This window comes from Thermoleptolyngbya sp. PKUAC-SCTB121 (assembly GCF_016919485.1).
GTDB lineage: Bacteria > Cyanobacteriota > Cyanobacteriia > Elainellales > Elainellaceae > Thermoleptolyngbya > Thermoleptolyngbya sichuanensis.
Genome location: NZ_CP070366.1, coordinates 3,831,191 through 3,845,110, shown reverse-complemented (window position 1 = coordinate 3,845,110; position 13,920 = coordinate 3,831,191). Strand labels below are relative to the sequence as shown.

The window sequence follows — 13,920 nt, the reverse complement described above, 5'->3', positions numbered from 1 at the left end:
AGGCTTGGTTTTTAGCAAGGCGCTGAGGGCCATACTGAGGGTAATCCTGAGGGCAATGCAAGACGGCTCCACTCTGTTTCATCCCGATTGAAAGTTTCATCCCGATTGAAAAAGGAAAAATTAGGACAAAACAAACACGAATCCTCCGAGAATTTACGGTTTCCTAACACATTTGCCCAAACTTGGTTGATAGATTTGGGAAGATTGCTATTGGAACCCCGTAAATGATCATCCCTATCCTTGGCACTGATGATGATGACCTGCTCATCGGAACACCTGGAAACGACTTGATAGACGGGGGCGCGGGCTTTGACACCCTCGTTGGAGGATTGGGGAACGACACCTACATCATCCGCGATGGTGACATTATTTTTGAACTGCCAAACGAAGGCACAGATATTGTTTTTGCATATGTGGATTACCGCCTGACGGATTACGTTGAGAACCTGCAACTGATTGCGGGCCGACGCGGTGAGGGCAACAGCGAGAACAATCTAATCCAGGGAAATGCAGAAGATAATGAACTCTTTGGATACGAAGGAAATGACGTTTTAGAAGGGTTTGGAGGCGACGATAAGCTGTATGGTGGCAGCGGCAACGACCGCCTCTTTGGGGGTGATGGCAATGACCTGCTGGTGGCCGGGCCAGGCTTTGACCAGCTTTATGGCGGGCGGGGCAATGATACTTACCTCGTTACCAGCTACCGTTTCAAAATTATCGAGCCGCCCAGAGGCGGTGGCATCGACACCATCATTATTCCGCTCGATTACGAGCTAAAGTCGCTGCTGTTTGAAAACCTGACGCTGTACGGCAGCGCCCAGTTCGGCACGGGCAATCGGCTGAATAACCGGATCGAGGGCAACGGGCGCGGCAACGTGCTGTCGGGGCTGGCGGGCAATGATACGCTGCTGGGCAGAGGCGGCAACGATCGCCTGTTTGGAGCCACGGGCAACGACCAACTATCGGGCGGCGACGGCGACGACGAGCTATACGGGCAGCAGGGCAACGATCGGCTGTGGGGCGATCGCGGCAATGACTTGCTCTCTGGCGAAGACGGCAACGACGTGCTGATCGGCTATGGCGGCGTGAGTACCGAGCGCGATCGCCTGTTTGGCGGGGCAGGAGCCGATACCTTCGTGCTGGGTACGCGCCGAGACGGGGTGTTTTACCTGGGTTCTGGTTACGCGATTATTGGCGATTTTTCGCAGGCGCAGGGCGACAAAATCCAGGTGCGGGGCAACCCCGCCAGCTACCGTTTGGACAATAGCCGCAACCTGATCGGCGGCTCTAATCGAGATACGGCTATTTTTCTGGGCAGTGATTTGATCGCCATCGTGCAAGATAATGCAGGGGTGACCACGAGCAACCTGTTTACTGCACCCAGAGAGAGAAATGTCCGACCGGTCTGACGACTCCTCATCCGACGATTTCTTACCCGATAGTCGCATCGAGTTCTTGATTCCGGCTGCGCCCGACGGCTTCCGGTCCGGTTTTGTGGGCATTGTGGGCCGCCCCAACGTGGGCAAATCGACCCTAATGAATCAGTTGGTGGGGCAGAAAATCGCCATTACTTCGCCTGTCGCCCAGACCACGCGCAATCGGCTGCGGGGTATCCTCACCACGCCCGACGCGCAAATCATTTTTGTAGACACGCCCGGCATCCACAAGCCGCATCATGAGCTAGGGCGTGTACTGGTGCAGAATGCGCGGATGGCCATTAGCTCGGTCGATCTGGTGCTGTTTGTGGTGGATGCCTCGGCGGAACTGGGCGGGGGCGATCGCTTTATTGCTGAGCTGCTGGAACGCGCCGAAACGCCCGTGCTGCTGGGCATCAACAAGGCAGACCGACAGCCGAGCGATCGCCCCGACATTGACGACAGCTATCGCGCCCTCGCCGAATCTCAGAACTGGGAACTGGCCAAGTTTTCCGCCCTGACAGGCGAGGGATTGGAGGCGCTACAAGCCCAGCTAATCCAGCGGCTCGACCCCGGCCCCTACTACTATCCGCCGGATTTAGTGACCGATCAGCCCGAACGCTTCATCATGGGTGAGCTAATTCGTGAGCAGGTTCTGGCGCTGACCCGCGATGAAGTGCCCCATTCGGTGGCGATCGCCATTGACCGCGTAGACGAAGACCCCGACATCACCCGCATTCTTGCCACGATTCACGTCGAGCGCAACTCGCAAAAAGGCATTCTGATTGGCAAGGACGGCAGCATGATTCGGGCGATCGGCACTGCGGCCCGCGAACAAATCCAAAAGCTGATCCTGGGCAAGGTGTATCTGGAGCTTTTTGTGAAAGTGCAGCCCAAGTGGCGACAGTCACGCAGTCGGTTGTCGGAGTTGGGGTATCGGGTGGAGGAGTGAGGGGGGAAGAACGAAGAACGAAGAACGAAAAACGAAAAACGAAGGAGCTTTTTGTGAAAGTGCAGCCCAAGTGGCGACAGTCACGCAGTCGGTTGTCGGAGTTGGGGTATCGGGTGGAGGAGTGAGGGGGGAAGAACGAAGAACGAAGAACGAAAAACGAAAAACGAAAAACGAAAAGGAAGAGGGAAGAGGGAAGGGGGAAGGGGGCTTTTTATTCTGTTGGGTTTGTGCGCCAGGTATGGAGTAGGGCTTTGTGGGCGATCGCGTAGATGCCGGGGGATTCGCTTTCTCTAGGGCCGGCGATGTTTAGGATGGCGTTTTGGGGCAGGGTTTGCAGCCATGCGCGGAGTGCGGCGAGGGCGATCGCTTCGTTTAACTGGATGATTTGCAGGGGCTTTTTCAGGTGGGTGGCGATCGCCTGCGTTAGTTGGGTTCCGGCGGAGTGCTGCCAGTCTTCGCTGCGTACCAAAATCAGCGTTGCTGTGCTGTCTCGCACGTTCCATTCGGTGCGCTGGGCGGGGTCTGGGCTGGGGGTTTCTTGCAGGTGGGGGTAGTGGGCCCGCAGTCCCGGTGGTGTGGGAAAATCTTCTGCCCAGCCGCTCTGGGGACACCAGCCGCCGTAGGCTAGCCCGTGGGCGATCGCCCCATCCAAGGCCGCCCGATCGACCCCTGTCTGCCCGCCGGAGATAATCTTGAGGGTTTGCAAAATTTGCACGACTCGCGCAAGGTTCAACTAAAGTTTAACCATAGTACAGAAGCATCTAGTACATAGGTATCTAGTGCAGAAGCATCGGATCAAACGATTGTAGCCGCTGTAAACAGGTTAGGAGCAGGTTGGGCAATGGCGATTATTTCCTCAAAACAGCCCCCTCTGGAGCCTGAGGATTCTGAATCGGGTCGGGATGGGCTGCCTTTGGTAGGGCGATCGCCTAAATCACCTGCTGCGGACGAAAAGCTGCTCACGCCCGATCGCCAGCCAGAAGACACAGGCAAGCCGGAGGAGCGGATTCGCCCCCAGCGACTGGCAGAATACATTGGGCAAAAGGATCTGAAAGAGGTGCTGGCGATCGCCATCCAGGCCGCCAAGGCGCGAAACGAGTCGCTGGATCACCTGCTGCTCTACGGGCCGCCGGGGCTGGGCAAAACCACGATGTCGCTGATTTTGGCGGCAGAAATGGGCGTAGACTGCAAAATTACCACTGCTCCCGCGCTAGAGCGGCCGCGAGACATCGTGGGGCTATTGGTCAATCTGAAGCCGGGGGACATTCTGTTTATCGACGAAATTCACCGCCTGCCCCGCGTCACCGAAGAAATCCTCTATCCGGCGATGGAAGATGCCCGGATCGACATCACCATCGGCAAGGGACAGAGCGCCCGCACCCGCAGCCTGCCGTTGCAAAAATTTACGCTGGTCGGCGCGACGACGCGAGTGGGGGCGCTGACCTCACCGCTGCGCGATCGCTTTGGGCTGGTGCAACGGCTGCGATTTTACGAAGTAGATGAGCTTCAGCAAATCGTTCTGCGGGCAGCGGAGATTCTCAACACGCCGATTACGCCCGATGGCGCAGCGGAGATTGCTCGGCGATCGCGCGGCACGCCCCGCATTGCCAATCGCCTGCTGCGTCGGGTGCGCGATTATGTCGAGGTGAAGGCCAGGGGCGCGGACGTGAATGGGGCGATCGCCGCCGAAGCGCTGGAACTCTTCAACGTAGACCCCTGCGGACTGGACTGGACCGATCGCCGGATGCTGACGGTGATCATCGAAAACTATGGCGGCGGCCCCGTCGGACTCGAAACGCTGGCCGCTGCCACAGGCGAAGATGCCCAGACGATCGAAGAAGTTTACGAACCCTACCTGATGCAGATCGGCTACCTCAACCGCACCCCCCGCGGCCGCGTCGCTACTCCCGCTGCCTGGCGACACCTGGGCTACACGCCGCCCGACAACCAGCTTTCGCTCTTACAAAGCCCGCCATCGCTTCTCTAGCAGCGCTTTTTCACAGGCTGCTAAAGCAAGAAAGCGCGAGACAAGCTTTTGCTCAGGTAAGTCAGTTTCTCTGGGGTCCATGCATCGCTGTGGCGATTCAGGGTGGCGGAGTCCAGACCCGGCCCAAAGGCATGGCCAAGGTCTTGACTCAACTGCAAAAACCGCTGGGTTGTCCAAGACGAGCCGTTTAGCTTTCTCATCGCCTCAGTCCTCCTGAGTGATTCACTCGATTCACTGGTCTATAGATCCAGTGTAATGAATGGTATTGAGAGATACAAAAAAGGAGGCTCATCTCAACCATGAGTAGATTGAATGTAAACAGCGGCTTCTGAAAACTGAAATGCGGCTAAATGTTTTAGTGTGCCCCCAAAACTGGTAAATTACCGGAGTATCGGCAAGCGGAATTTGAGCAATGAGAGTTTTAGTCATTGGTGGCGATGGATATTGTGGGTGGGCAACAGCGCTCCACCTCTCGAATCGGGGACATGAGGTGGCTATTCTGGACAGCCTCGTTCGGCGGCATTGGGACAACGAGCTTTGCATCGACACCCTCACCCCGATCGCGCCCATCCAAACCCGGCTGAAGCGCTGGAAAGACCTGACAGGCAAAGCAATCGACCTGTTTGTGGGCGACCTGTGCAATTACGAATTTCTGAAAAATTCGATGCTCCAGTTCCAGCCTGACTCGATTGTTCACTTTGGCGAACAGCGGTCTGCTCCCTTTTCGATGATTGACCGAGAACACGCCGTGTTGACCCAGGTGAACAACGTCGTGGGCACGCTCAATCTGCTCTACGTGATGCGCGAGCATTTTCCCGATGCCCACCTCGTCAAGCTGGGCACGATGGGCGAATACGGCACGCCCAATATCGACATCGAAGAGGGCTACATCACTATCGAACACAACGGCCGCAAAGACACGCTGCCCTATCCCAAGCAGCCCGGTTCCTTCTATCACCTCAGCAAAGTGCATGACTCGCACAACATCCACTTTGCCTGCAAGATCTGGGGACTACGCGCCACCGACCTGAACCAGGGCATCGTCTACGGCGTGCTGACCGAAGAAACGGGTATGGACGAACTGCTGATCAACCGCCTCGACTATGACGGCGTATTTGGCACGGCGCTTAACCGCTTCTGCATCCAGGCGGCCATTGGGCATCCGCTGACGGTCTACGGCAAAGGCGGGCAAACTCGCGGACTGCTCGACATTCGCGATACTGTGCGCTGTATCGAGATCGCCTGCAACAACCCGGCAGAACCCGGCGAGTTCCGCGTGTTCAACCAGTTCACCGAGCTATTTAGCGTTGGCGACTTAGCCAACATGGTGCAAAAGGCGGGCGAAGCGCTAGGGCTGAAGGTGCAGGTGGATCACCTGGAAAATCCTCGCGTTGAAAAGGAAGAACACTACTTCAACGCCAAGAACACCAAGCTGCTGGATTTGGGATTGCAGCCCCACTACCTGTCTGACTCGCTGCTCGACTCGTTGCTGAACTTTGCCATGAAGTATAAGCACCGTGTTGACGAGAAGGAGATTTTGCCGAAGGTGAAGTGGAAAGGGTAGGTTTCCGGATCAGGAGTCAGGAGTCAGGAGTCAGATCCTCAGTAAACCCAGTAAATCCTAGTTTCTGGCTTCTGAACCCTCTCCAAGTCAGCACTTTTTATTGCTCTCTACATCCCCCTTCCTAATCCCCTTTCCTATGCGTATTGCCCTCTTTACCGAAACGTTTTTGCCCAAAGTCGATGGCATTGTGACGCGCCTAAGCCACACAGTGGACCATCTCCAGCGGATGGGCGATCAGGTGCTGGTGTTTTCGCCGGAGGGCGGGCTGAGGGAGTATAAGGGGGCGCGGATCAACGGGATTCCGGGGTTTCCGCTGCCGCTGTATCCGGAGCTAAAGCTGGCGCTGCCTCGCCCGTCGATTCGGCGGGAACTGGAGCTATTCAAGCCGGATCTGATCCATATTGTGAATCCGGCGGTGCTGGGCGTGGGCGGGCTGTATTATGCCAAGTCGCTGGGGATTCCGCTGGTGGCTTCCTATCATACGCACCTGCCAAAGTATCTGGAGCATTATGGGCTGGGGATGCTGGAGGGGGTGCTGTGGGAAATCCTGAAGCTGATGCACAATCAGGCGGTGATTAACCTGGTGACTTCGACGGCAATGCAGGAGGCGCTGGAGAGCCACGGCGTGGAGCGGGTTCATGTCTGGCAGAAGGGCGTGGATGTGGAGCTATTTGACCCGTCGCTGGCCAGTGCAGACATGCGATCGCACTTGACTCAGGGACATCCCGACGCGCCGCTGCTGCTCTACGTGGGTCGCCTCTCGGCAGAGAAGGAAATTGATCGCATTAAGCCTGTGCTGGAGGCGATTCCCAATGCGCGGCTGGCGCTGGTGGGCGACGGGCCCTATCGCGCCGATCTGGAGAAAATCTTTGAAGGCACGCCGACGTTTTTTGCGGGCTACATGACGGGCAAGACCTTGGGATCGGCGTTTGCTTCGGCGGATGCGTTTATTTTCCCGTCGCGGACGGAGACGCTGGGGTTGGTGCTGCTGGAGGCGATGGCGGCGGGCTGCCCGGTGATTGCGGCGAATGCGGGCGGCATTCCCGACATTGTGACCGATGGCGTGAATGGCTACCTGTTTGATCCGGCGGATGACCGGGGGGCGATCGCCGCCACGCAGCGCCTCTTGAGCAACGCCGCCGAGCGGGATCAGCTTCGTCAAAACGCCCGCCAGGAGGCCGAGCGCTGGGGCTGGGCCGCAGCAACGCGACAGTTGCAGGGTTTCTATCAAACGATTTTGTCGCAGTCTATGCTGACGGCTGCGTGATGGTCTGGCAAGGGGGAAACTCGTGCGCTCCTGAGTTGCGACGGTGGTACCTGAGTGTGCGGGGTGGGGTGCGCTGCCCCGAAGCGACCAGGGTTTCTTGACTAACCGCATCGCTCACGCGCTTCAAAAACGCTGTACCCTGGGGAATAATCCTTCGAGCCGTCTGAGAGACTCTATTGCGATCGCCCCCTGTGTTTTGCGCCGTGCCCTGGCTATCTGCCCCACTTTTTGCCCAAGCGCCTGCGCTATCCGTCCCCAGCCTTACGCCAGTCCTGCCACCGTTTGTGCCGCCCACGCCCGAACAGGCGATCGCCTTCCTGGGTACGCTGGCCCTGCTGGCGGGCTTGGCTGCGGCTTTTTACGGGCTGTTGTTTGTCGTGCTGCGGTCGGTTTTTCGCCGCCTCGACTTTGAACTGGGCATTGCCATTCTCAACCTGGCACGAATTCCGGCCCTAGTCATTCTAATTTTTGGGAGTCTGCGGCTGGCGCTGAATTTTTTGGCACCCAGCACGGCGCTGCTGTGGCTGGGGAGATTCTGCGCGGCCCTGCTGGTCGCCGCCTTCACCTTTTTGGTGGGGCAGTTGTTCACTCAGGCAGCAGTCTACTACCTGAAAGGCTTTGCCGAAAAAACCGAAGCCGCCTGGGATGATGTCCTCATTCCAATTTTAGAAACCATCATTCCGCCCTTAATTTATGTGTTTGGGGCGTTCTTTTTCCTGCAAAGTTTGGGAATTGATTTAACGGGGCTTTGGGTTGCCTTTGGCGGTATTACATTTGTCCTGGGCTTTGCGCTCAAAGACATTTTGGCAAACTTTTTTAGCGGACTGGTGCTGCTCATCGATACGCCGTTTCAGTTTGGCGACATGGTGCGCTTGCCGGATGGTCCCACGGCTGTGATCAAGAAAGTAGGGCTGCGCGTGACGCATCTCTATGTGATTGATAATTACTGCGAAGTGTATATTCCTAATGCTGAGCTAGAAAAGCGAGATATTGTTAACTTGAGCCGCCCCACGCCGCACTATGCCTACTCGCTGAACGTGTCTGTGCGGGTCGATGCTGACCCCGTAGCGACAACCAACATTCTGTCGGAAATTGTGAATGGGCATCCCGATATTCTAGGAGATTTAGATGAGAAACTGCGGTGTCTGGACTCCTTTTTGGGGCTGAAGCAGGCGGAAAATGGCGAGATTTCTAAGGTAGAGGCAGGTCGGCTGCGTCAGGAGCATCCCACTTTCGATGAAACAGTCAACTGGCGAGCTGTCCATTGAGGTAGGCACAGCGCAGACTCAACATGGCATTAACGGAGGCCGTATTCCAGCGAGCACCCGAAATTTGGAGGCGTCGCCCAATCTGTTTGACAGCCGATTCTACGGCTCCTGATCCAATAGAACAGAGTTGCTCAGCCTGGTAGAACCCATAATTCACGATGCGAGAGCGATGGGTGCTCAGATAGGCTTCAAAATTGCGGGCTTGCTCGCGCCGACAGTCGGCAAAGAGGGCCCTGGCGGCTTCCACTTGACCTTGCCATAACAGCATTTCCGCCGCTGCTAAGCGCTTGAGCGACCCACCGACTTTGTAGAGGTTTTCTTTGAGATGGTACCAATCGAGGATTTCCCAACGGGTCTCAACGGTAGTGAGTTGAGCAAACAGATTCCACACCCCAGCGTGACCATCGCCCAGACAGACCAGTGGGGAGAGCAAGCGTTGAGCGCTGAGATAATCAATCAAGCTGTCATTGTCTTGGAAGAAGGCGTTGTAATAAATCCCCTCCACCCGCACCGCTTTGTAGTCTCGCCACGGGCTATCGGACTCTAGCAGGTCACGCAGACGGACTTTGCCGCCATCAATGCTGACCTCACTGACGCCTTGTTTAGCCTCGGCAGACTCGAACGACTGACGCCCCACCAGACGTTGTTGGGTCGAGTGCCCGACCCGCATCCCGGTCAGGGCTACGATGTCATCCTCTGCATCTTGAAACGATTCGTTGGCACTTAAGCGTAGGTTGGCTTTCTCTAGGCCACCACTGAGACGGCTGTAAGCCTTTACGCCTAACCGTTCTGCCTGACTTTGACGAATCTCAAGGACCCCTACCAAACTCTTCAATCGGCGAACCCGGCCTCGGGCGGGGTAGGCTTTCTGGTTGACAAAAAAAGGGCAACTCGAGGGCTCACCTCCTCTAGCATTTGCCGTCGTACAGTCTGCTCGATGCCTTCTAGACTATCGAGCCCCTCTCGGTTGCTATTGCGATACAAAATCTCGGCGATCTCTGCTGTACAAGCTTCCAATCGCTTTTGGTCTTCAGGTGTCATGGTGAGTCATCCCTGGGGCTACCCTCCCATTCTCACCCTTCGCACTGTTTTCGCGAAAGTGGGATGCTCCCGCTGCGTCTTCTGGTCTATAAGACGCTGAATGATCAGCTTCAGCTTGTGGAATCGAAGCTAGAAGCGCTGATTGCCAATATCCGACTCTTAGAAAAAGGTGGACTCCGGAAAGACGAGTTGAGAAATTTGGCAGGCGATTTTCAGGCGATTTTCAGATGATTTTAAGCCTGTTTGGGCTGCGGCTGGTGGGCGATCGCCCTGAGAGAAATCGTCCTGAGAAAAAAGGGCGATCGCACCTCCAGGAAGAACCCGAAACGCTGCTTGCAAATACCACGATTGGACTGATTCGAGCGCTGTATCAAGCGTGGCTAAAAGACCCCGATCTTACACCGGAGGGTGAACAACTCTTGCCGCAAGAATGGGAGCAAAAAATCGAAGTTCTGAAGCTGAAACTGGGTCGATTGCATCAAAAGCTCATGTCTTCTGGTCCTGACTGCCTGACACATCTCTGGAAACCCCTGATTTCTCGTAGGGGACGCTGGCCCAAAAGCTCCTCTGACCAAGCCCTCCGGCTCCAACTCAGGAGCTATGGACCTGACTGCCTGACACAAGTGGTTGAAAGAGTTGAGACCTCGTCAACAGAGGGAAAAGGTGAGCTGACATGAGACGCTGAAATTTGCGTCATCTCAGGGTCTGTATCATGCCAGCCACCACCTGCCTCTATGATCAAGTGCTGTCGTTATTGCGTCAATCCAGTAATGCCCGCGACCTGCGCCACCTCAAAGCGCTGGCGTGGATGGTGACGGCCCTGGTGTGCAGCGGTCGGTTGAGCCTGCCGCAGTGGGAAGCCTATGTGCCCAGTCGGGCCCGTCAGGCGCAAAGCACCGAACGCCGGTGGCAGCGCTTCCTAGGCAATCGCCGGGTGCGGGTCAAAAGTCTGTACGTGCCGCTGGTGCTAGCTGCCATCCATCGCTGGCAAGGTCGGCGGCTTTACCTGGCGCTCGATACGACGGTGTTGTGGAATCGCTACTGCAGGATTCACCTGACGGTTACCTGTTGCGGACGAGCGGTGCCGCTGCTGTGGCGGGTTTTGGAGCATCCCAGTGCCACCGTCAGCACGAAGCGATACCTCCCCATGCTGCGGTTAGCCCATCGGCTGTTGCAGTCGTACCCCGATGTGATGGTTATGGGGAGACAGAACCGCAACAGAGAGGAGACGACCATGCAGTGAGCGACAGTCAGATGTCTACTAACATATCGCTTCGCTCCTCTCATACAGCTCACTAAGAGCCAAAGAAATGGTAATAGGAAAAGGAACTGGGCTAGGGATTGAGGACGACCATCCAACGTCAGACATCTCGATGTCTACTAACATATTGCATCGCCTCAACCTTGACCAGCTTCCTTCAACGAATTCTCAGGGAGTGGTGACAGACACCTTCCATAATCTCTTCGCTCAGAAGCAGGCAGCCCAGTTCCAGACAACAAACTATCCCCAACTTAGCTGATGGAAAGAACCTTTGTCGCCTACATCGGCATTGACTGGTCAGATCGCAAACACGACATCTGTCTGTACGACCCCGAGAGCGCACAGCGAGAATACAGCGTGATTGGCGCTCAACCGCAAGAGATTGCCAACTGGGTTGCGACCTTGCAACAGCGATACGGCAACAGCCCAATTGCCATCTGCCTGGAGCAAAAGCGAGGACCCCTGATTTACGCGCTGTGCCAGTACGACAACCTAGTGCTGTTTCCCATCAATCCGCGCACGGTTTCTAACTATCGACGAGCCTTTCAGCCCTCACGAGCAAAATCAGACCCCGTAGATGCCCAGATTTTGATTGAGCTGCTGCTCAAGCACCCAGACAAGATCCCCCCGTGGCAAGCCGCATCTTGTGAACTGCGAGCGTTGCGGCAGTGGAGTGAATCCCGCCGCATGCTGGTGGGAGAGAAGGTACGACTGACCAATCGCATCACCGCTGCTTTGAAGAACTTTTATCCTCAAGTGCTGGAGTGGTTTGAGGATAAAGACACCCAAGTGTTTTGTGCTTTAGTTTGGACTAATGGTGAAGAGGAAGGCAGTCAATGAGAAGCACCGACTGCCGTAAGGTCAATGAAGTACAACCAACATTGACCCCATGATTTTCAACGAACTTCAGCAATTTCGCCAAACGTTGTATGCCAGCTTGGGAAACGCCAGAGATGCCCTGTTTGATCTGATGGATGCCGTGTTAGTGAGTGCGTGCATCGTGTCGTTTGTGAGGCTATCGCAGAGTCCTGTCTTTCGTCGCCAGTGGTCGAGCCCCTATGAAGCGTTGCGCGATAGCCGCCTACCCCGATCAAAGGTGCTGAAGCTGTTGGTGCAGCAGATACCGACTCAGCAGCAACCGTTGTTGGCAGGTGATGCGAGTCGGTGGAACCGTCCTGCTGCCAGGCGTTTGAAAGACCGCACCTTATCAGGCAGAACAGGACATGCCCCGATAGCCGGACAAAACTACAGTACCTTAGCCTGGATTGCTGAAGACAGGGGCAGTTGGGCATTACCATTGCGGCATGAGCGCATCACCAGCTTTGAAACACCCGCCAGTAAAGCGGCATTCCAACTCAAACAAGTGACTCGGCAGTTAGCGGTGCGTCCGTTGGCGATCTACGACCGAGGGTACGGCAATGCCAGTTTTGTCAACCAAACGGCAGGGATTGAGGCAGACTTGCTGCTGCGGGTTACATCCAATCGATGTGTCTATGGCGCGCCCCCAGCGTATCGAGGGCGAGGCGCACCTGCCAAGCATGGACATAAGATGAAACTCAATGACCCTGACACTTGGAGTGTCCCGGTCGAAACCGTTGAAGTCGATGATCCCAACTGGGGACGAGTGCGGGTCAGTCGTTGGAGTGCATACCATTTCCGCAAATCCCCAAACGGGCAATGGAAGTGTTGCGCGTGGAGGTGCTGGAGACACAGAGCAGCACGCGACGCTTGGCTCCTTTGTGGTTAGTTTGGCTGGGTGAGCAGATGCCTCCGTTAGAAACCCTGTGGTTGCACTACCTCCGTCGCTTTGCCATTGAACACTGGTATCGCTTTGCCAAGCAGAGGCTATATTGGACACATCCCCAGTTCAGTTCTGTATCGGCAACCGAACAGTGGAGCAGCCTGATGCCGTTGCTCAGTTGGCAGTTGTGGTTAGCGCGAAAGGACTGTACTGACCACCCCTTGCCCTGGCAGGCACCGCAAGAAACGTTGACTCCGGGTCGGGTCGCACAAGCGTTTGCAGGCATTTTGGCAGCGATTGGCACCCCTGCTCCTGCGCCTAAACCTCGTGGTAAATCGCCAGGACGAGGCAAGGGGCACAAGCCAACTCCTCGTCCCTGCTATCCGATGGTCAAAAAACGAGCCTCGAAACGCAAGACATCCGAACAATCCCTGAACAGTCCGGTTGCAACAGCAGCTTAACTGCGAGCAGGATTGTATCCAATTCCTTAAGTTCAACTGTTATGAACGGTTGAGCAGATTCTTTATGGCATCCTGTTGAGCATTATTGTGATGCCAGTTAGTCCAAACTAAAGTTTTGTGACTTTATCACTCAATACCCTGACCTCCACTCTGCCCAAGCGGTTTCGGCTGAGGAATTGACTCTGTTCTTCCAGTCTCATCGAGTCATCCGCCGGAGCGCCATTGAGCGGCGCATTCACCAAATCCAAACCGCTGGCATCCCCCTGACAGAAGACCCAGGGATTGTTGAACCGATGCAATGGCTGGTGCAAACGCTGGTGATTCAGCTCAAGGCGCTGTTGCATCGACTCGATGAGTTAAATCAAACGATTGAGCAATTGTTTCAGTCTTTGCCAGATGCGGCGTTTTTCGATGCTTTACCCGGAGCAGGACCCCATCTTGCGCCCCGGCTACTGATTGCGTTTGGCGATGACCGCAGTCGCTTCGGCAGCGCCCAGGCGTTTATGAGCTATATCGGCATTGCACCGGTCAAAGAGGAGAGTGGCAAGAAACGCTGGACGCATTGGCGCTGGAGTTGTCCAAAGTTCTTGCGGCAGTCCTTTGTAGAGTGGGCTGACCAGTCGCGGCGGCACTCATCGTGGGCCAATGCGTTCTATCAGCAGCAGCGGCGATCGGGCAAAAGTCATCCCAAAGCGATTCGCGCTCTGGCGTATAAGTGGGGACGGATTCTCTGGCGCTGCTGGCAAGACCGAGTGCCCTATGACGAAGACCGCTATCTGGCGGCGCTCCAGCGCAAGAGGTCACCACTGGCGGTAATGCTAGTTCAAAGCGCTGCTGAAGTGACGACGAGTGCAGGAGGTGAGTGCAGTAATTCTAGGGTTCAAGTTACGCTAAAAGACACATGACAGTTCAACAAATGGAACGTATTTAGGAATGAAACATTTAATGCAATGTAGCCAACCT

Annotated in this window: 14 protein-coding genes and 1 pseudogene; 12 read left to right on the top strand and 3 right to left on the bottom strand. The window is 55.8% G+C overall.

Features of this window, described 5'->3' with window-relative positions; genetic code table 11:
* Window positions 1–224: 224 nt before the first annotated feature.
* Window positions 225–1,409, top strand: a complete 1,185-nt coding sequence (locus JTM80_RS15760) for a calcium-binding protein (protein ID WP_205369767.1) — start codon at window positions 225–227, stop codon at window positions 1,407–1,409.
* The gene (gene era / locus JTM80_RS15755) at window positions 1,393–2,367 is read left to right on the top strand and encodes a GTPase Era (RefSeq protein ID WP_205369765.1); all 975 of its coding nucleotides are present in this window, start codon (window positions 1,393–1,395) and stop codon (window positions 2,365–2,367) included. Before JTM80_RS15760 ends, era begins: the two co-directional genes overlap by 17 nt.
* A gap of 211 nt (window positions 2,368–2,578) precedes the next feature.
* Here era and JTM80_RS15750 read toward each other — a convergent pair whose 3' ends face one another.
* Window positions 2,579–3,100, bottom strand: a complete 522-nt coding sequence (locus tag JTM80_RS15750) for a putative molybdenum carrier protein (protein WP_225906653.1) — start codon at window positions 3,098–3,100, stop codon at window positions 2,579–2,581.
* Window positions 3,101–3,208: 108 nt separating this feature from the next.
* On the opposite strand from JTM80_RS15750, the gene ruvB reads away from it, so the two are divergent.
* The gene (gene ruvB, locus JTM80_RS15745; protein ID WP_172354426.1) at window positions 3,209–4,354 is read left to right on the top strand and encodes a Holliday junction branch migration DNA helicase RuvB; all 1,146 of its coding nucleotides are present in this window, start codon (window positions 3,209–3,211) and stop codon (window positions 4,352–4,354) included.
* Window positions 4,355–4,374: 20 nt separating this feature from the next.
* Here ruvB and JTM80_RS15740 read toward each other — a convergent pair whose 3' ends face one another.
* Window positions 4,375–4,554: a hypothetical protein gene (locus JTM80_RS15740; protein WP_172354428.1), complete on the bottom strand. Its 180-nt coding sequence runs from the start codon at window positions 4,552–4,554 to the stop codon at window positions 4,375–4,377.
* A gap of 212 nt (window positions 4,555–4,766) precedes the next feature.
* Between JTM80_RS15740 and JTM80_RS15735 the strand changes: the two genes are divergently transcribed.
* From JTM80_RS15735 to JTM80_RS15725, 3 genes are all read left to right on the top strand, one after another.
* A complete protein-coding gene (locus JTM80_RS15735) occupies window positions 4,767–5,918 on the top strand; it encodes an NAD-dependent epimerase/dehydratase family protein (protein WP_172354430.1) in 1,152 nt (383 codons plus the stop codon).
* Between the two features lie 136 nt (window positions 5,919–6,054).
* Window positions 6,055–7,185 carry a glycosyltransferase family 1 protein gene (locus JTM80_RS15730; protein ID WP_172354432.1) on the top strand — a complete coding sequence of 377 codons (1,131 nt, stop codon included), beginning with the start codon at window positions 6,055–6,057 and terminating at the stop codon, window positions 7,183–7,185.
* 176 nt (window positions 7,186–7,361) lie between these two features.
* Entirely contained in the window at window positions 7,362–8,453 is a 1,092-nt protein-coding gene (locus JTM80_RS15725) for a mechanosensitive ion channel family protein (protein ID WP_205369764.1), read from the top strand.
* Here the strand turns inward: JTM80_RS15725 and JTM80_RS15720 are convergent.
* Window positions 8,431–9,494, bottom strand: a protein-coding gene (locus tag JTM80_RS15720; protein WP_205369763.1) for an ISKra4 family transposase whose coding sequence is annotated in 2 segments (ribosomal slippage) — window positions 8,431–9,338 and window positions 9,338–9,494 — 1,065 coding nt in all. Because the reading frame shifts where the segments join, the coding sequence is not laid out codon by codon here. The two genes, JTM80_RS15725 and JTM80_RS15720, sit on opposite strands and share 23 nt — an antisense overlap.
* A gap of 63 nt (window positions 9,495–9,557) precedes the next feature.
* Between JTM80_RS15720 and JTM80_RS15715 the strand changes: the two genes are divergently transcribed.
* The 6 genes and pseudogenes from JTM80_RS15715 to JTM80_RS15690 all read left to right on the top strand — a co-directional run bounded on the left by JTM80_RS15715 (window position 9,558) and on the right by JTM80_RS15690 (window position 13,862).
* Complete coding sequence (locus tag JTM80_RS15715; RefSeq protein WP_172354438.1) at window positions 9,558–9,725, top strand: hypothetical protein; 168 nt, start codon at window positions 9,558–9,560, stop codon at window positions 9,723–9,725.
* Window positions 9,722–10,171: a hypothetical protein gene (locus tag JTM80_RS15710; protein ID WP_172354440.1), complete on the top strand. Its 450-nt coding sequence runs from the start codon at window positions 9,722–9,724 to the stop codon at window positions 10,169–10,171. The genes JTM80_RS15715 and JTM80_RS15710 overlap by 4 nt, the downstream gene beginning before the upstream one ends.
* Before the next feature lie 35 nt (window positions 10,172–10,206).
* Window positions 10,207–10,737 (top strand): hypothetical protein, encoded by a 531-nt coding sequence (locus tag JTM80_RS15705; protein ID WP_205369762.1) that lies wholly within the window; start codon window positions 10,207–10,209, stop codon window positions 10,735–10,737.
* A 276-nt stretch (window positions 10,738–11,013) separates the two neighbouring features.
* Window positions 11,014–11,595, top strand: coding sequence for a transposase (locus tag JTM80_RS15700; protein ID WP_205369761.1), 582 nt, complete (start codon window positions 11,014–11,016; stop codon window positions 11,593–11,595).
* A gap of 49 nt (window positions 11,596–11,644) precedes the next feature.
* A pseudogene (locus JTM80_RS15695) lies at window positions 11,645–12,957 on the top strand (NF041680 family putative transposase).
* A gap of 176 nt (window positions 12,958–13,133) precedes the next feature.
* The gene (locus JTM80_RS15690) at window positions 13,134–13,862 is read left to right on the top strand and encodes a transposase (RefSeq protein ID WP_205369760.1); all 729 of its coding nucleotides are present in this window, start codon (window positions 13,134–13,136) and stop codon (window positions 13,860–13,862) included.
* Window positions 13,863–13,920: the final 58 nt, after the last annotated feature.